The organism is Fluviispira sanaruensis, assembly GCF_004295685.1.
Classification (GTDB): domain Bacteria; phylum Bdellovibrionota_B; class Oligoflexia; order Silvanigrellales; family Silvanigrellaceae; genus Silvanigrella; species Silvanigrella sanaruensis.
On sequence record NZ_AP019368.1, the window covers coordinates 784,361 to 801,702 of the forward strand.

Consider the following 17,342-nt stretch of genomic DNA (forward strand, 5'->3'; position numbering starts at 1 on the left):
GCCTATACTGGAGGATTACACCGTGGCAAAGGAAAAATTTGAGCGTTCCAAGCCTCATATGAATATCGGTACCATTGGTCACGTTGACCACGGTAAGACCACTCTTACAGCTGCTATCTCTGCTGTTCTCGCTACACGTCAAGGTAAAGTTGCTACTAAATTCGACGAAATCGACAAAGCGCCAGAAGAAAAAGCTCGTGGTATTACCATTAACGCGTCTCACATTGAGTACGAAACCCCTAACCGTCACTACGCACACGTTGACTGTCCTGGTCACGCTGACTACGTAAAGAACATGATCACTGGTGCCGCTCAGATGGACGGAGCAATCCTCGTTTGTGCAGCAACTGACGGTCCAATGCCTCAAACTCGCGAGCACATCTTGCTTGCGCGTCAGGTGAACGTTCCTTATATCGTTGTTTTCTTGAACAAGTGCGATATTGCTGACCCTGAATTAACAGATCTCGTTGAAATGGAAATCCGTGAACTTCTTAGCAAGTACGGTTTCCCTGGTGACGACACCCCTGTTATTCGTGGATCCGCTCTTGCTGCTCTTCAAGCTCCTGGCGACGAAAAAGCTGGTAAAGCAATTGTTGAACTTATGGACGCAGTTGACTCTTTCATTAAAGAGCCACCACGCCCAATCGACAAACCTTTCCTTATGCCAATTGAAGATGTCTTCTCAATTTCTGGCCGCGGTACTGTTTGTACTGGTCGTATTGAACAAGGTATGTGTAAAGTTGGTGAAGAGCTTGAAATCGTTGGTATTAAGCCAACTTCCAAGACTATCTGTACTGGTGTTGAAATGTTCCGTAAGGTTCTTGACCAAGGTCAAGCAGGCGACAACGTTGGTGTTCTTCTTCGTGGTACAAAACGTGAAGACGTTGAACGCGGCCAAGTTCTTGCTAAACCAGGATCTATCAAACCATTCAAGAAGTTTACTGCGCAAATCTACGTTCTTAATAAGGACGAAGGTGGACGCCATAAACCTTTCTTCAAAGGTTACCGCCCACAATTTTATTTCCGTACAACTGACGTAACTGGTGTTGTTGATCTTCCAGCTAACGTTGAAATGGTTGTTCCTGGTGATAACGTTGAAATCACTGTTGAACTTATTACTCCAGTAGCTATGGAGCCAGGTCTACGCTTTGCGATTCGCGAAGGCGGCCGTACTGTTGGTTCAGGCGCTGTTGGTAAGTGCATCGAGTAATTCATTTACCTCGGCTCATCGAGCGAAGTTGATGAGAAAAAGCCCTCTAGAGTTTAACTCTTGAGGGCTTTTTCTATTTTGATCATTTTTGTTTTAAAAGCGTATTCTTCTAATTCTATATCAAGACTTTCTCCAATATTACCAATTTTTTTTACTATATCTGCTATTCTCCATAAGGAATCATTTAGTTTCTTTCCGATCTCTGTATCCCTTAACTCAGGGCTTTCTAAACAGTTTATTGCTATTGCTAGAGGGTTATTTATTTCGTGATTATAAGTTGCTACCATAGCATTTAATGCTTCAATTTTTTTTAATTTTGTCATTTCTTTTGAAAGTTCTGCAAGCTTTAAATGAGTTGAGATACGTGTAACAGCAATATCAAAGTGCACGGGTTTTTTAATATAATCATTGGCTCCTTTTTGTAGACAATCAATTATGTCAGATGCATCCCCTTTAGCTGTAACCATAATAATAGGAAGTTCGAGTGAATTATGAGTTTCTCTGATTTTTTCAAGAAGCTCTGAACCTAATTTTCCTGGCATCATAATATCCATCAATATTAAATTGATATTATTTTTTTTTAATATTTTAAAACATTGTTTATCATTATCTGCATGAAAGGTTTTGTAGCCTCCTTTTTGTCTTAACCCATCCACTAAAATATTTCTGTCAAATTCACTGTCATCGACAATTAAAATATTATTATTTTTCATTAAAAATGATCCTTTTTAAATTTTTTTAATTCACGTTTTAATTTTATGAGCTCAGTGTTCAAATTTTTATACATTACCAAAGCATCTATTATCTTTTTTTTTCGTCCCATATCTTCTATTTTTTTACAAAACTCTATAGATTTATCGGCATAAAAATAAGAAAGTGCTCCATTTAAAGTGTGTGCAGATTTTTCTAAATTCTCATAGCTTTTATTATCAATTGCATTTTTAATTTTTGTTAAATATTTTGGAAGAATAGAGAGAAAATTCTCAATGGTTTTTTGTGCTAACTCTTCCATTCCATCAAAATTCAATAAAAAATTATTTTTATTGAATGAAACTATATTTTTTTCAGTTTTCTTTCTATTAATTATTTTTTCATTTTTATTTAAGATGGAATTATTTGTATTTAAATTTTTTCTAAGAGTCTCTAAATTTATTGGCTTGCTTATATAGCCATCCATTCCACTGGAAAAACACCTATCAATATCTGATTGCATAGTGCTTGCGGTTAATGCAAGAATCCGTGGACGACGCTTATTTTTAAATTTCTCGGTAATTTTTTTTGTGGTCTCATAACCATCAAGTTCAGGCATATGGCAGTCCATGAGAATAAGATCATAGTTTTTGTTTTCAAGATATTCTAAAACTTTATTGCCATTTAAAGCCAAGTCCGCTTGATATCCTAATTTATCAAGGTAACCAAGAATAACTTGTTGATTAATTATATTATCTTCAGCAACTAAAATTTTGAGAGTACTTTTTGGACTAAATTCATAATTTACATCTTTAATAAATTTATCAATTATATATTCATCATTATTTAAAGTTAAATCAGCCATAAAATTAAAAATAAAACTAGATCCTTCAGCAATTTTGCTTTCGACTCTTATTGATCCTCCCATGTTTTCACATAAGCCTTTGCAAATCGCTAAACCTAAACCTGATCCGCCAAATTTTCGGGTGGTCGAAGAGTCAGCTTGGGAAAACTCTTTAAATAGTTTATCAAATGCGTCTTTGGGAATACCAATTCCAGAGTCTTTTACAACTATTTCAATTTGAATATTATTATTTCCTAATATTTTCCCTTTGGATTGTATTTTAATGAATCCTTTTGTTGTAAATTTAAGAGCGTTAGATACTAGGTTCATAAGAATTTGTCTAAAACGCGTAGGATCACCTTTAATCCATTCTGGAATTGATTTGTCTCGAGTGTATGTTAATTTAATATTCTTTTTTTGGGCTTGCGCATGAAATAATTCTATAACTTCAAAAATTGTATTTTCCAAATGAAAAGGAATTTTTTCAATATCAATCTTTTTGGCTTCGATTTTTGACAAATCGAGGATATTATTTATTATATCTAAGAGTAGATAACTACAGTTTTGAATTGTTTTTAGTTTCTCAATCTGTTTAGAATTTGTTGCTTCTTCTAACATTAAGTTGCACATACCAATAATTCCATTCATTGGCGTGCGAATTTCATGACTCATATTGGCCAAAAACTCAGATTTCGATTTAGCAGCAATCAATGCAGCTTCTTTTGCTTTATACAGTTCTGTAACATCATCTATAATGGTCAACATAAAACGTGGTTTTTCGGATGGATTTGTTATTAAGGCTATTTTTCTCGTATGTAGGAGTAATTTTCCTTTAATCGGAACAATAGTTTCTGCTGCTTCAATTTCAACAAGCTCTCCTGAATGAAAAGCCTTCAGATCCCATTCTATGATTTTTTTTGCATTTTCTTCAGGATATAGTTCAAATACTGTTCTTCCAACTGTTTCATCTGCTGAGCGCATTAAAATTCTTTCTGCACCCTTATTCCAGACATTTATACGCAGGTCATTTTTCATGTCCTTAACAATGATTCCTGATGGTATATTTTGCAAAATAATATCTAGGAAAATTCTTTGTTCAAGAATTTCTTTTTGAATCATTTTCACTGCGTCAGACATTTCTTTCTGTTCGGTAATATCTGAGAATTCATATATTGTAAATATAGGTTCGTTTTCTTTTGGAGAATAGATAAGAGAAGTATTCATTCTGATCCAACGGGTTTTCTCGGTTTCTTTTTTGAGACCGATAATAATATTTTTTTGATTTTCTCTATATTTAAATGAATAATCAATTGGGTTTTTAGTTGCAAAAAAGGGATTTTCAAATTCGTCGATTAAATTATACTGAGAAAAAAGATCATTACTGTTATGTAATTCTGTCGCAGTTAATGTAAAAAAATCAAGAGCTGCTTTGTTGAGTTCGTGAATATTGCCTCTTATATCTGCTATTATCATCGCATTTATAACATTCTGAAAAATATCATTGAAGTGGTTATTTATTTCATAAAAATTAGTATTTGCGATGCGCAGATCTAAAATATGGATAATATGATTGGCTAGTTTTTCTAGAGATTTTTTTTGTTCATCGTTTAAAATCTTAGGTTTTTTGTCTATGACACACAATGTGCCAATAGCGTGTCCATTGGCAGCGACAAGAGGTGCTCCTGCATAAAAGCGGATATATGGTGCACCGGTCACAAGAGGGTTATCAACAAAGCGAGGGTCTTGTTGTGCATCAGGAATTTCAAAAACTTTCTCTTCGTGTATGGCATGACCACAAAAAGAGATGTCCCGATGTGTTTCTTTGGCGTTGAGTCCGAAACGTGATTTAAACCACTGTCTGTCTTTATCTATGAGACTGACCAGCGCTATGGGGGTTTGGCAAATACTAGAGGCAAGCAGGGTAATATCATCAAACACATTTTCAGATTCAGAATCTAAAATAAAATAATTGTTAAGAGTTTTTTGCCGTTCGTATTCATCTGGGCCTATGACTGCTTTTTTCATTTTTATTCCTTGAGAGTTTAATCTCAAATAATGATAACATTTTTAAAAATTATTTAGGCCATTTTAAAATCTTATTGTCATTTTAATGATTTGGAAAAATAAATATTTTTAATTCTTAAACAATTCTTACTTTCTTGCTTAAATAATATCATAATGTTAGCGTAAAAAATCATTAGAGTAGGTTGCTCAACAAGCATCCCAAATGTTTTCTTGTGTAAAAAAGTGTGTTTTGAATGAAATTAAAAAGCGAAGAGTCTAAGAATCCTGTGAATCTGATTACCCCAGAGGGTTATAAAAAACTGATTGATGAATTTACTGAACTTTCTAAAATTGAGCGCCCAGCTGTTGTGCAAGAGGTCTCTGCGGCAGCAAAACAAGGTGATCGGTCTGAAAATGCAGAATATCAATATGGGAAAAAGAGATTGAGAGAAATTGATAGAAGACTTCGTTTTTTAGATAAAAGAATTTCCTTGGCGAGAATTGTCAATCCGCAAGAGCAAGTAGGAGATAAAATACTATTTGGTGCGACTGTTACTTTAAAGAATATGGATGGTAAAAAAGTCATTTATCAAATTGTAGGGGAAGACGAAGCAAATTTAAGCTTAAAAAAGGTGAGTTGGAAATCGCCTTTAGGCAATGAGTTGTTAAACAAAAAGGTTGGGGAAATTGCTGTGGTGGAAGCACCCGTAGGTCTGCGTGAGTATGAAATTGTAGATTTTATTTTTAAATAAAACAGGAGAAAATTCTTATGAAGGCGTATGATATTGATTACCGAGTGGAAGATACTATTTGCCGTGGATATTGCATTGAACCACAAGCGGAAGGTAGGAAACTTCCTGGTATCTTAATGTTCACCGATTTTTGGGGGCTCAACAGTCGACAAAAAAAGGTTGCTGAAAAATGGGCAAATCTTGGTGCCGTCGTGCTCGTTGCTGATCTTTATGGAGAACAAAAAACAGGAACTTCTTTCGAAGATTCTGGTAAACTTATGCATGCTGCAATTGAAAATGAAGAAGCCTTTAATAAAAGAGTTTTTGCAGCTTACGAACTTCTGAAGAAAAATGCCATGGTAAATAATGATCATTTATATTCAATTGGATATTGTTTCGGTGGAGCTGTTTCTTTAAAACTTGCGCGTATAAGTGAAGGGTTAAGAGGTGTTATCAGTGTTCATGGTTTATTAACGAGTCAAATAAGAGTGCCTGCAAATAAAAAAATGCCAAAAATGCTTATATTGAATGGAGCGCGCGATGGGATGGTGCCTGACTCCGATATTAAATGTTTTCATGAAGAAATGATTGCTTGTAATGCTGATTTTACTTTCGTTTCTTTTGGGCAAAGTACACATGCTTTTACCAATCTCGATGCTGCTGGTAATACTGTGACTGCATATAATTATTCAGCAGATAAAAGAACGGATATCTATGTGAGAGAGTTTTTACGAGAAAACTTTTAAAAAGATTCTAAGATCTCTTTATAGTCATTGGTTTGCATAAATTTTTTAGCTTCTTCATCGAATTGATTTATAAACTTATTATCCATTTCCTTTTTAAAAATAACATATAGTTTTAATTGGTTAATTCTTTCTCCAATGGGCACGACTTTATTCATGGAGTTTATTTTTTTAACCGAAACCGAGTTCATATAAGCATCATTTGTGGTCATAAAATCTGCTTCATTTTTGATAATTGCTAAAAGACATGATTTTGCATCAAATTTTGAAATTTCAGTTATTTCTTTTTTTTCAATTAACTTTATTAAAGCATCTTCTTTATAATAGCCAATTGGATTGCATAAAGTCGTATTTTTAAAATCTGCAAAATTCTTTTTGTTTTTATGCTTAACATTTGCATATATAAAAATATTGCCATTTACTAGGCTGACGTTTGAATATTTAACTTCTTTTTTTCGCTCTTCTGTCTTAGCATATGGGAATGTTACATCGGCTTTATTCCTTTTTACCATGTCATAACCACGCGCCCATGGTAGAAATTCAATTTTGTAATTTACTTTAAGGCGCTTAAAAATTTCTTTGACAAAAGAGGTATACATTCCACCACTTTTTAGTTTTTCATCTGTATATGGCGCGAAATCGTTGCCTGTAATTAAAGTTAGTTTTTCAGAACTATATGAAAAGCAGTTTAAACTTATCAAAAATAAAACTAATAAAAATTGTAGAAATATTTTTTTCATAGTTCTCTCAATCAAGTTTTTTCTAAATTAATACATTTAAGCGAAGGTTTGAAGTAATCAGGTGTCAAGTATATTATCAATAGTTTATAATTGGAAGTTTGGCTTGAATGAGATTCATGAAGATAAAATTTGGAGGTGCCGATCGGATTTGAACCGATGTGAAAACGATTTGCAATCGTTTGCGTAGCCGCTCCGCCACAGCACCATCTAAAGAGTGGATGAAGCTATAACGTCTTTATTTGAACTTTGCAAGTCCTTCTCTTAAATTTTACACTTATTTGGTTATATTGCTGTAATTAAAGCCTTTTGTGTATTCTAGATAACGGAAAGTGGTGTCGAGGACACGCTTGAGCTCATCGTCTTTAACCTGGCGTACGACTTTTGCAGGTGAGCCGATGACAAGACTCCTTGGGGGAATTATTGTCCCTTGGGTAATGAGACTTCCTGCTCCTACTATACTTTCTCTGCCAACAACAACTCCATCCATAATTGTGGCGCCCATGCCAATAAGGCATCCTTCTTCAATCGTACAGCCATGGACAATTGCGAGATGGCCTATACTGACATTTTTAGCGATATGAGTCGGGTTTTTTTGGAAAGTACAGTGTATGACTGCTCCGTCTTGAATATTTGTATTTTCACCAACTTTTATAAAATGGACATCACCGCGGACAACTGCATTAAACCATATGCTGCAATTTTCCCCAAGCTCAACATCACCAATGATACGTGCTCCATCTGCCAAAAAAACGGAATTTGGGATTTTAGGCATGATTTCTTTATAAGCTGTGATTGTTGCAAAAGGACTTTTATTTTTTAAATTCATAGATTCCTGTTCCATAAATGACTCTTCTCCATCTCAGTTCAATTTGAAAATATCCGATGAGTACGAAGGTTACAATAACTAAAATTTATATTAGGAAATTTATTTTTTGAAAATGAATATCAGAAAAATTTTTTTTAATTTATTTTGTAAACTCTCTTTTTTACTTATTTATAATCATTGTGTGAATGCTCAAGATATTTCAAGCCTGAAAAAAGCAGCTTCCATTTATCAAAATCCATTCGACCTCGCAAGTGGTGGTGCAAGCATGACTCGTGCAACGCAGGAAGGGGTTTTATTTGCAAATCCAAGTTTACCCGCTTTTGGCGAAGGGATTATTCGTTCGATTTTTTTTAAAAATACAGTCAGTGTTGGCGCACAGAGCATTGGCTTTTTAAATGATGCAGCAGCTGCATTTGGAAGTTTTAATACGACTCAATTGCAAAATTTATTGGGGGATATAGTAAAAAAACCTGTTTACTTTGGGTTAGATTCTGCGGCCGGTATTGTCACTTCAAGTTTTAGTATAGCAGGCTTTTCTTCTGCTAAAATCGATCTCAATGGACGCCAGTTTGGAATTTTAGGATTGCCAAATATTCAAATTAAAAGCAATGGTTTTCTTGGGGTCGCTTCTGCTATTAGCACACAATTCGCTAATACTTTAGCAATTGGCATAGGACCAAAATATATTTACAATGCAGAAATAAACGCAGACTTAGGCGTAAATGATATTTTGAATGCAAGCCAAGCACAAAGTATAATTACAAACGCATTGAAAAAAGGCACAGCGATTTCCACTGATATTGGAGTTACTTTACAAAAAAGAACAAAACACTTTGATGTGCGTCTTGCAGGAGTTGTTGCCGATGTAGGTAACACACAGTTTACGGGCGGAGTTCCTCCCTGGCTACAAACCTACAATGCTGGAGTAGGATTGACTTTACATGATGAGACAAACGCATTGCACTGTGCTTTGGATTTCCGTGATATTTCCGATGTATATAAAGAAGATTTGCCAAAAAAAGTTTATATGGGCTGCAAACTTTTAATTACACGCATTTTTGGTTTAGGCTTTGGCTATTTACAAGGTTGGCCATCATATGGTTTTGTATTGAATTTATTTTTAATGCGAATTGAAGCTGGTACATATACTAAAGATGCTGGTAATTATCAGGCAGGTCTCTTAGGGCGACAAGTGTATTTTGCTTCTTTAGGATTTGAATTATGAGTAAATTAATTATTGGAATAATATTTTTGTCAATTTTAATAAGTATAAGTTCATGTAGTGGTAATATTTTATCATCTTTTGCAGATCAAAATTATCAAGAACAAGCAGAGATCGATATGCAAAATGGAAATTATAGCTCAGCACAGACAAAATTAATAAATATTTTAACAACAGATCCAAATAATTATACTGTAAGATCACTACTTGCTGCCTGTTATGCAGCGCAAGGTGGAGTTATTATTTATCAAGTGCTATCAAATGCAATCACAAGTTCAAGTTCATATGATATTAACGCCAATCCATTTGGTTTTACATCTGCAATTTTACCAGCTCCCACTGCATACATTTTAGGACAAATGCAATTGGCTATCGATTCAATGGCTCTTATTCCAGCGGCAAGTATGTCGAGTGATATGCAATTTGTTGAATCTATGTTTATTAATCTTTATTTATTGCTTCAATTAGAAGAATTATTAACTTTATTACGAGCTGGAACGCCATGGACAGCGGCACAAACAACTTTAGTCGTTAATACATATAACACTGCGCTTTCATCGAATCTTTCAAGTACGAATCCCATTACACAACTTTTTTCTGCGATTACAACTGGAATTTCAGACACTCCAGGTGCAACTCAAGCACAGCAAATTCAAAACTTTTTAACGTTTTTTGTGTAAAATTAAAAATAACTTTTTTTAATAAAATTAAAAATTAATTATTAAAAATTATTAATTTAATTTTTTTAATATTAGCAAACTCATGTGTCAAAATTCTAACTGGCCACTTTTTTGAATGTATTGGTATATTGATACTCCATTACACTTTTTAAAAACGTTTTCCGTAGGAGAGATTTAAATGATTAAAATGTCTTTGGCATTGATAAGTTCTTCTATCTTTACTTTAGTTACTTTATCTGCAGAAGCAGGAAGTACTGCAAAATCGAATGACTTGATCAACTCCCTTACTGTTGGAGTAACTCCCTTACCAGAGCTGATTGAGAGTGGAAATGGTCTGTATCGTGCAGATGGAGTAGCAGAAATTGTTTCTGAAGATAATTTTAGGACTGCAGATTCAAATTTGGCTAAGAATCTCAAAAATTCTGAAAGTAAAAAAGATACATCAATTGTAATTGCTCGTGAGTATCTAAAATTAAATGCGAGCAAATATGGTTTAAATACTGATGATATTGACGAACTTAAGGTAACGGATACGAGATTGAATGAAACGTTTTCAGTTGTAAGATTTGAGCAACGGATAAATGATGTTCCTGTGTATGGAAGTGAAATTGCTGTAACGGTAACGTATGATGGTAAAGTTACATTTGTAGCAAGTAATACAGTAACTGGTCTTGCTAAAATTAAATTTTCAACAGGTAAATTTATTGAGAAAGAAAAAGCTATTGAAGTTGCTAAAAAGCATCTTGGTGTTGCACGCTTGAGTTCTAAAAAAGCAGAACTTGTAATATTTAAAGCAGAAGATCTGCGTCAATATGACGCTTGGCAAGTTAAATTAATTCCTAAAGATGGTCCAAAAGGTGATTGGGAAATTATTATCGATGCTGTTTCAGGAAAAATTCTTCGCTCTGAAAATAGAGTGATGCATGCAAAAGGAACAGCAAAAGTTTATAAAACTGATCCTTTGGCTTTCTTAGGTAAAAAATATGGAATCCCAGGTTTAGTTGATAATACGACCAATCCAACTTCAGCAAATACTGCGCAAAGTCCTACAGATTCTCCAGAACTCACATCAGCACGTGTTGCTGTTACTTTAGAAGATATCACTCTTAAGGATGGAAATTATTCTCTTGCAGGTCTATATGCAGTGTGCTCTGATTTTGAACCACCAACAGACAGCGCTTGTCCTGTGCAAAATAAACAGGATTTTGATTTTACTCGTACGCATGTGAGCTTTGATGGAGTCAATGCCTATTATGCTATTGATTCCTATATGCGGTATGTCAACGAAGCTTTGAACGTAAAAGTCATGCCCTATCAGTATAAAGGTGGAGTTCAATTTGACCCACATGGTTTGAATGGAGATGACAATTCTCATTTCATTCCAAGCACAGGTAGAGTCGCTTTTGGCCAAGGTGGAGTTGATGATGCAGAAGATGTTGCTGTTGTTATTCATGAATTGGGGCATGGAATTCATGATTGGTTAACTCGTGGCAATGCAGGTAACGATGGACAAAATGGTATAGGTGAAGGCACTGGGGATTATTTAGCTGCAGGTTATTTACGTGATAAGCAAGAAAGCAAATGGAAGCCAACGGATACAGAGTATCAATGGGTTATGCGTTGGGATGGACACAATCCTTTTTGGGGTGGGCGCGTGACAAACTGGAATGTCGGCCGCACTTATCCTAAAGATGTTGTAAATACAGGCTCGCCACACACCGCGGGTCAATATTGGTCATCTTGCAATATGGCAGCACGTGATAGAATTGGGGCAAAGGAAATGGATAAAGTTTTCTTAAATGGCCTCTCAAAAACAGTGCGCACAACCAATCAAAAAGGTGCGGCACAAGCTATTATAGATGCAGCTAAAGATATGAAATACACTCAAGATCAAATTAATAAAATTGCTGAAGCATATAATACAGCTTGTACATATGGTGTCACTGTGCCAAAAGCGCTTGATCCAATAGAAGGTGAATAATAAGTATTTTTTCTCAGCTTTATTTATTCTGAAGATCTGCAACGGAATTCATACTTATAAAGAATGATTTCCGTTGCAAAATATTTATTAAAAAATTTTAATCCTGGTTCAATGATTTAATATCAATCACAAATCGATAACGAACATCGCCTTTAATTATCCTTTCATATGCTTCATTAATTTTATTCATCTCTATGATTTCTATTTCAGGTGTTACATTGTGTTTCGAACAGAAATCGAGCATTTCTTGAGTTTCTGCTATGCCGCCGATTAATGAACCTGCAAGTTGGCGGCGGCGGAATATGAGCGGGAAAACATTAATTGCGCTTGGTTTTTCCGGAGCTCCCACTTGCACCATGGTTGAATCTAATTTTAGCAGGGCAACATATTGGCCTAAATCCGTATGCATAGAAACAGTATTTAAAATAAAATCAAATTTATTTAAATGCTCATTCAATGCGTTTTGCTCTGAGGAATTGATATATTCTTTTGCTCCAAATTTAAAGGCATCTTCTTTCTTTTTATTCGAGCTGCTCACCACAGAAACTTCTGCTCCCATTGCGACAGCTATTTTCACTGCCATATGCCCTAAACCACCTAAACCGATTACTGCAACTTTTGAACCTTTTGTTACTTTCCAGTGATTTAAAGGTGAGAAAGTTGTTATCCCAGCGCATAAAAGTGGAGCTGCTTTGTCGAGGGGTATATTATCTGGAATTTTTAAAACAAACTTTTCATCGACAACTATTTTGGAAGAATAACCTCCATAGGTGTAACCTTGTCTGCCTTTTTCAACTCCATTGTATGTCCCGACAAAACCTACATCACAATATTGCTCAAGACCTTCACGACATGATGGACAGTTTTGGCAAGAGCCAACCATACAGCCAACTCCGACACTGTCACCCACTTTAAATTTTGTTACTTTATTTCCTACTTGCGCTATTTTACCTGCGATTTCATGTCCAGGAACGACGGGATATTGGGTCTGACCCCATTCATTTCGAGCTGTGTGAATATCGCTATGGCAGACACCACAGTATTCAATGTCAATAAGAATATCGTTTGCGCCCACTTCCCGACGCTCAATGTGGAATGGTTTTAGTTTTGCTTTTGCATCGAGTGCAGCATAGGCATTTATGAGACTCATTTTTGGCTCCTTCAGTTTAAAGAATGCAGTGAGCTTAAGTTAAATTAAAAAGAAAAGCCATAATTAAATATTGTAAAAAATGGAAATAGATTTTCAATATATAACTCACTTTATATATTGAAACTATTTACAACAGACAAAAATCAGTTTAAATAAGACAAATGTAATTCTTACGTTAATAGATAAATAAGGAAAGGACTTTTAGGTGAATTTAAATTTTAGAAATATAATGTTTTGTTTATCAATCGTACCAAGTTTTGTTTGTGCCAATATTACGAAAAACTATTAAAAGATATCAAAGCTGCGATCGACAATAAGCAGGATTATTATCTTTAAAGATTCAATCAAGAAGTTGAAAAAAAAGTAAAGAAAGTAAAAATTCCAAATAAAGTTAAGGCAAATATTGTTCTTTTGACCGATGCCCGTTGTGCTAGTGCTTGTCTAGATTTTGCCGATAAAGTTTTCTTGCTACCAAATGTTAAGCATGTTGGACAGATGACCTCTTCTGACACTCAATATATGGATTTAAGCATGATTAATTTAAAAAGTGGGTTAGCTGAATTAATGTACCTTATGAAAGTTTATCGCAATAGAAAGCTTAAGGCAGATGAAAGTTATCTGCCCCAATATGTTTATGATGGTGATATTTGGGAAACGGAAAAGTTAAAAAAATGGATTCTAACTCTGCAAGAAAAAAATAGATCGTAAGATATCTCAGTTATTTTAAAATAAAGATTTAAAATTCTTACTTTTATTTCTTATAAAATATTTCATAGACCATACAAGTAGTATAATACCAATAAAAAACAACGAGTCCCCAATAGCACGAAGCCATTTAAAAAAGTTTACCAAATCTGTTTGCATAACTTCAACAGAACGAGCATACCAAAAACCTGTATTTATACTATGAAATAATTGAATAAGTCCTACAGGCAATAAACTGATTAACACCATTGCTGCGAGTCCAATATTTAAACTCCAAAAAATATAACTCATTAGTTTTTCGTTAACGATTTTATTTGGAAATAATATTTTCAAGCAAAAGAACATCAGACCTAGTCCTAAGAAACCATAAACTCCGAAAAGAGCTGAATGGCCATGAACTGGTGTTGTGTTTAATCCTTGCATGTAATAAAGAGCAATTGGTGGATTGATAAAGAATCCAAAAACACCTGCTCCAACTAAATTCCAAAATGCAACGGCAATAAAAAAGTATATTGGCCATTTAAAGGGTTTAATCCAATCTTTATCTTTGACACTTTTATAATTTGAATAAGCTTCAAAGCCAACAACTGATAAAGGAACAACTTCAAGTGCAGAAAAGCTTGAACCTAACGCCAGAATAACTGTGGGAGTTCCAGTAAAGTACAAATGGTGAAATGTTCCTAAAATACCCCCAATTAAAAATATAAAAGTGGAAAATAAAATAGATTTTGTTGCGAAATGCGGAGTTATTAAATTCAATTTTACACTTAAAAAAGATATCACTGTTGTGGCAAAAATTTCAAAAAATCCCTCGACCCAAAGATGAACAACCCACCAACGCCAATATTCAACACGCGCATAATGAGTTGTTTGCCCCCACATAAATCCAGCACCATAAAATAGAGCAATCGCAACACATGAAATTAAAAATAAAAAGATAATACCTTTTGTTTCTTCCACTTTTTTAAATATAGGTATAATTGCTCGTATCATAAGTATTAGCCAAAGTATGAGTCCAATAAATAAAAATATTTGCCAAAAACGTCCTAAATCAACGTATTGATAGCCTTGATGTCCAAACCAAAAATTTGCTGAAAATCCTAATTTTTGTTGAATAGTAAACCATTGACCTATGAATGATCCCAAAACAATTACAATTAAGCAATAAAATAAAAAATCAACCCCCAATTTTTGGTATTTGGGTTCAAATCCTGATATGAGTGGGGCAATAAATAAACCAGTTGCGAGCCATGCTGTAGCGATCCAAAATATTCCTAATTGATTATGCCAAGTTCTCGTTAAGGAGTAAGGTAAGTACTCTGCTAATGGGAAACCATAAAACGCTTGGCCTTCAACACCATAGTGAGCTGTAATAATACCAAAAACTGCTTGCAATAAAAATAGGAGCACTACTATGTAAAAGTACTTTAATGTTGATTTCATTGAAGGAGTAATGGTTATGCTATTTAAAAAATTAATTTTTGGTGGTTCTATGTTTTCTTGTTGCTCATGCGAAGCATAGTACCAAACAAGAGCTCCAATGCCACCTATTAAAAATAAAATACTCACAAACGACCATATAAATGCGCTTGTTGTCGGGGTATTTCCAACTAAAGGATCGTGTGGCCAGTTGTTAGTATAGGATATTTTTTCTCCAGGTCTCTCTGTTACGCAAGACCATGCGCTCCAAAAAAAGAAAGATAATAGTTGTTCTCTTCTTAAATCACTTGGAAGAATATTTTCCTGAATCGCATATTTTTCCCGCAAATTTTGATAAGATATATCAGAAGAGAATAGTTTATAATAGTCATTGTAAACTATTTTTATAGCATCTGATCGTTCTTTTGAGAGAGTAAACAAACCTGTTTCTTTATCATAAGTATTTTTCCTAAGTTCTAACTTTACTTTTGTATTAATTATTTCTTTCTTTTCATCATCAAGTTGGTTAAAACTTTTCTTAAAATTTTTCTGTGAATATATTTCTTGCAGTGCAACAGCCTCTTTATGTAGCCAATCTGCTGACCAATCTGGAGCGACATAAGAACCATGTCCCCACACTGAACCAAGCTCTTGTCCACCAATTGACTGCCAAGCTTTTTGCCCATTTTTTATTTGATCTTCTGTAAATATAATTTGATTATCTTTTGTAACATAGGCTTTAGGAATTGGAGGTTCTTTTAAATATATTTCCCTCCCACCATACAAAAGAGTTATAAATGATGCGCTTACCATTATGATTAAAGCTATAATCAATCGTTTGTGAGACATAAAAATTCCTTTTTTAATATTCTTTAATTCTTTGTCATCCCACAAATGTGTCCTGCTTCAATACTAACTTTGTGACTAATATTTATATGGTGAACTATAAGTTCTAATGATTCGAAGGCTTGAATAGAGTGTTTTTCATCTGGATTCATAAAAATAAAGCTACCCTGGCATATTTTATTCTCTATACCGCCGACATTAAATATTCCTAGACCAGATGTGACTGTAGCGGTTACAATTGCTGAAGAACTATGCTCTGCTATAAAATCATTCGCATCTAAATTTAACTTCACTATGAAAATTGATTTGTCATTTTTTAATATTGTTCTCTTGATTGGCATAAATTTCTCCTATTATTTTAATTAAAATTTTGTTCTCAATTAAAAGGATATTTCTTTACAGAGAGACTCCCTTTTAAAAGATGTATTTTAAATACATCTTTTAAGGAGTTAAATCAATAAGGAAAAAAAATTTGATATTTATATATCTATATATTGAATAATTAAATCTTAATATTAATTAAATTTATATAATATAGATAAATATTATATAAAGCGCATTCATTCTATTAAAGTTAGCTAGATGTTGGCTTTTAGAATTTATTAGATAGGAATGATGGGTGATCTTTACTATGTATCGCAAGAGCTAAATACTTTAATAAAACTCTTGCTTAACTCTTTAAAATATATTATATAAATCAAATTATTTTAGTCAATTTAGAAATTTTTCTAGGAGTAAAAATGAGATCTTCTATATTAACACTCAGCCTCTTTCTTTCATCAAGTGCATTTGCCTGTCTGAGTGGAACAGGGCCGAGCAAAATGCAGGATGAAAAAATTGATTGTGTTATGCATACAGGGTCAATTGCTTTTAAAAATGTCACTGTCGGCAAAAATTTTGAGAATGCAGGTTCTGTAGATCTGATTGACAGTCAAATCCAAGGAGCATTTATAAACACAGGGCATGTGAGTTTAGACAAAGTTTCAATTGTCGGATCTTTTGTAAACACAGGCTCAGTAGAACTGAAAGACAGTAAAATACAAGCTGATTTTGATAATACGGGCATAGTTTATATTGAAAATGGGTTTGTAGCAGGGGATTTTAAAAATACAGGAAAAGTTAAACTTCAGAATGTTGAAAATCTAGGTGATATAGATATCACGGGCAAATTTAATGCCTGGAAAATAAAATCGAAGAATATCAGTATCATTGGTCAAACGGAATTTTCAGGGCAAAGTATTGTCAGTGGGAATGCTTTTGTCAACGGTGATTTAACGGCTAAAGAAACTATCTTTAAAGACAAAATAGAAGTTACGGCAGAAATTGTTAAATTATATGATAGTGTTTTAGCAAAAGATATTTACTTTAGAAAAAATAAAAATGATAAATATGAACAAGAGTATTTATATATAAATAATTCTACAGTGCATGGAAATATTGAATTTGAAAGTGGCAAAGGAAATGTCATTATTTCCAATGGCGGGAAAGTGAAAGGTAAAATAATAGGAGCATCGGTGAAAAATAATTCTTAAGTTGCATTCCCAGGAATTA

15 protein-coding genes and 1 tRNA gene are annotated in these 17,342 nt (G+C 33.8%); 8 read left to right on the plus strand and 8 right to left on the minus strand.

Translation table 11 applies throughout. The annotated features are described in order from the left end of the window. Positions 1 to 22: 22 nt before the first annotated feature. On the plus strand, positions 23 to 1,210 hold the full coding sequence (gene tuf / locus EZS29_RS03435) for an elongation factor Tu (RefSeq protein ID WP_130606560.1): 1,188 nt from the start codon (positions 23 to 25) through the stop codon (positions 1,208 to 1,210). 53 nt (positions 1,211 to 1,263) lie between these two features. Here the strand turns inward: tuf and EZS29_RS03440 are convergent, their stop codons facing one another. Then, positions 1,264 to 1,923: a response regulator gene (locus EZS29_RS03440; RefSeq protein WP_130606562.1), complete on the minus strand. Its 660-nt coding sequence runs from the start codon at positions 1,921 to 1,923 to the stop codon at positions 1,264 to 1,266. Further along, positions 1,923 to 4,769, minus strand: a complete 2,847-nt coding sequence (locus EZS29_RS03445; RefSeq protein ID WP_130606564.1) for an ATP-binding protein — start codon at positions 4,767 to 4,769, stop codon at positions 1,923 to 1,925. Before EZS29_RS03445 ends, EZS29_RS03440 begins: the two co-directional genes overlap by 1 nt. Positions 4,770 to 5,002: 233 nt before the next feature. On the opposite strand from EZS29_RS03445, the gene greB reads away from it, so the two are divergent. Then, positions 5,003 to 5,500 (plus strand): transcription elongation factor GreB, encoded by a 498-nt coding sequence (gene greB / locus EZS29_RS03450; protein ID WP_130606566.1) that lies wholly within the window; start codon positions 5,003 to 5,005, stop codon positions 5,498 to 5,500. 17 nt (positions 5,501 to 5,517) lie between these two features. Next, complete coding sequence (locus EZS29_RS03455; RefSeq protein WP_130606568.1) at positions 5,518 to 6,225, plus strand: dienelactone hydrolase family protein; 708 nt, start codon at positions 5,518 to 5,520, stop codon at positions 6,223 to 6,225. Here EZS29_RS03455 and EZS29_RS03460 read toward each other — a convergent pair. The 3 genes from EZS29_RS03460 to EZS29_RS03470 form a co-directional block, all read right to left on the minus strand. Continuing rightward, on the minus strand, positions 6,222 to 6,962 hold the full coding sequence (locus tag EZS29_RS03460) for a substrate-binding periplasmic protein (RefSeq protein WP_130606571.1): 741 nt from the start codon (positions 6,960 to 6,962) through the stop codon (positions 6,222 to 6,224). The two genes, EZS29_RS03455 and EZS29_RS03460, sit on opposite strands and share 4 nt — an antisense overlap. A gap of 130 nt (positions 6,963 to 7,092) precedes the next feature. Then, positions 7,093 to 7,167 (minus strand) — tRNA-Cys (locus tag EZS29_RS03465). Positions 7,168 to 7,236: 69 nt separating this feature from the next. Then, the gene (locus EZS29_RS03470; protein ID WP_216678711.1) at positions 7,237 to 7,803 is read right to left on the minus strand and encodes a gamma carbonic anhydrase family protein; all 567 of its coding nucleotides are present in this window, start codon (positions 7,801 to 7,803) and stop codon (positions 7,237 to 7,239) included. A 97-nt stretch (positions 7,804 to 7,900) separates the two neighbouring features. Between EZS29_RS03470 and EZS29_RS03475 the strand changes: the two genes are divergently transcribed. The 3 genes from EZS29_RS03475 to EZS29_RS03485 all read left to right on the plus strand — a co-directional run bounded on the left by EZS29_RS03475 (position 7,901) and on the right by EZS29_RS03485 (position 11,671). Then, complete coding sequence (locus tag EZS29_RS03475; RefSeq protein ID WP_130606573.1) at positions 7,901 to 9,013, plus strand: hypothetical protein; 1,113 nt, start codon at positions 7,901 to 7,903, stop codon at positions 9,011 to 9,013. Next, positions 9,010 to 9,690, plus strand: a complete 681-nt coding sequence (locus EZS29_RS03480; protein ID WP_130606575.1) for a tetratricopeptide repeat protein — start codon at positions 9,010 to 9,012, stop codon at positions 9,688 to 9,690. The genes EZS29_RS03475 and EZS29_RS03480 overlap by 4 nt, the downstream gene beginning before the upstream one ends. A gap of 178 nt (positions 9,691 to 9,868) precedes the next feature. Beyond that, positions 9,869 to 11,671 carry a PepSY domain-containing protein gene (locus tag EZS29_RS03485; RefSeq protein ID WP_130606577.1) on the plus strand — a complete coding sequence of 601 codons (1,803 nt, stop codon included), beginning with the start codon at positions 9,869 to 9,871 and terminating at the stop codon, positions 11,669 to 11,671. Between the two features lie 97 nt (positions 11,672 to 11,768). Here the strand turns inward: EZS29_RS03485 and EZS29_RS03490 are convergent, their stop codons facing one another. After that, entirely contained in the window at positions 11,769 to 12,821 is a 1,053-nt protein-coding gene (locus EZS29_RS03490; RefSeq protein WP_130606579.1) for an NAD(P)-dependent alcohol dehydrogenase, read from the minus strand. A gap of 411 nt (positions 12,822 to 13,232) precedes the next feature. Between EZS29_RS03490 and EZS29_RS03495 the strand changes: the two genes are divergently transcribed. Beyond that, the gene (locus EZS29_RS03495; RefSeq protein WP_130606581.1) at positions 13,233 to 13,529 is read left to right on the plus strand and encodes a hypothetical protein; all 297 of its coding nucleotides are present in this window, start codon (positions 13,233 to 13,235) and stop codon (positions 13,527 to 13,529) included. Positions 13,530 to 13,544: 15 nt separating this feature from the next. Here EZS29_RS03495 and EZS29_RS03500 read toward each other — a convergent pair whose 3' ends face one another. Together EZS29_RS03500 and EZS29_RS03505 are read right to left on the minus strand one after the other, a co-directional pair. Continuing rightward, positions 13,545 to 15,794: a nitric-oxide reductase large subunit gene (locus EZS29_RS03500; RefSeq protein ID WP_130606583.1), complete on the minus strand. Its 2,250-nt coding sequence runs from the start codon at positions 15,792 to 15,794 to the stop codon at positions 13,545 to 13,547. 23 nt (positions 15,795 to 15,817) lie between these two features. Continuing rightward, complete coding sequence (locus tag EZS29_RS03505; RefSeq protein ID WP_130606585.1) at positions 15,818 to 16,132, minus strand: cupin domain-containing protein; 315 nt, start codon at positions 16,130 to 16,132, stop codon at positions 15,818 to 15,820. A 399-nt stretch (positions 16,133 to 16,531) separates the two neighbouring features. On the opposite strand from EZS29_RS03505, the gene EZS29_RS03510 reads away from it, so the two are divergent. Further along, on the plus strand, positions 16,532 to 17,323 hold the full coding sequence (locus EZS29_RS03510; protein ID WP_130606587.1) for a hypothetical protein: 792 nt from the start codon (positions 16,532 to 16,534) through the stop codon (positions 17,321 to 17,323). The last annotated feature ends 19 nt before the right edge of the window (positions 17,324 to 17,342 follow it).

Excerpts from the sequence above, each read along its gene's own strand:
- EZS29_RS03480 (WP_130606575.1), top strand. The coding sequence starts at position 9,010 with ATGAGTAAATTAATTATTGGAATAATATTTTTGTCAATTTTAATAAGT.
- EZS29_RS03455 (WP_130606568.1), top strand. The coding sequence starts at position 5,518 with ATGAAGGCGTATGATATTGATTACCGAGTGGAAGATACTATTTGCCGT.
- greB (WP_130606566.1), top strand. The coding sequence starts at position 5,003 with ATGAAATTAAAAAGCGAAGAGTCTAAGAATCCTGTGAATCTGATTACC.
- EZS29_RS03440 (WP_130606562.1), bottom strand. The coding sequence starts at position 1,923 with ATGAAAAATAATAATATTTTAATTGTCGATGACAGTGAATTTGACAGA.
- EZS29_RS03500 (WP_130606583.1), bottom strand. The coding sequence starts at position 15,794 with ATGTCTCACAAACGATTGATTATAGCTTTAATCATAATGGTAAGCGCA.
- EZS29_RS03470 (WP_216678711.1), bottom strand. The coding sequence starts at position 7,803 with ATGGAACAGGAATCTATGAATTTAAAAAATAAAAGTCCTTTTGCAACA.
- EZS29_RS03475 (WP_130606573.1), top strand. The coding sequence starts at position 7,901 with ATGAATATCAGAAAAATTTTTTTTAATTTATTTTGTAAACTCTCTTTT.
- EZS29_RS03505 (WP_130606585.1), bottom strand. The coding sequence starts at position 16,132 with ATGCCAATCAAGAGAACAATATTAAAAAATGACAAATCAATTTTCATA.
- EZS29_RS03485 (WP_130606577.1), top strand. The coding sequence starts at position 9,869 with ATGATTAAAATGTCTTTGGCATTGATAAGTTCTTCTATCTTTACTTTA.
- EZS29_RS03510 (WP_130606587.1), top strand. The coding sequence starts at position 16,532 with ATGAGATCTTCTATATTAACACTCAGCCTCTTTCTTTCATCAAGTGCA.
- EZS29_RS03460 (WP_130606571.1), bottom strand. The coding sequence starts at position 6,962 with ATGAAAAAAATATTTCTACAATTTTTATTAGTTTTATTTTTGATAAGT.
- EZS29_RS03445 (WP_130606564.1), bottom strand. The coding sequence starts at position 4,769 with ATGAAAAAAGCAGTCATAGGCCCAGATGAATACGAACGGCAAAAAACT.
- EZS29_RS03490 (WP_130606579.1), bottom strand. The coding sequence starts at position 12,821 with ATGAGTCTCATAAATGCCTATGCTGCACTCGATGCAAAAGCAAAACTA.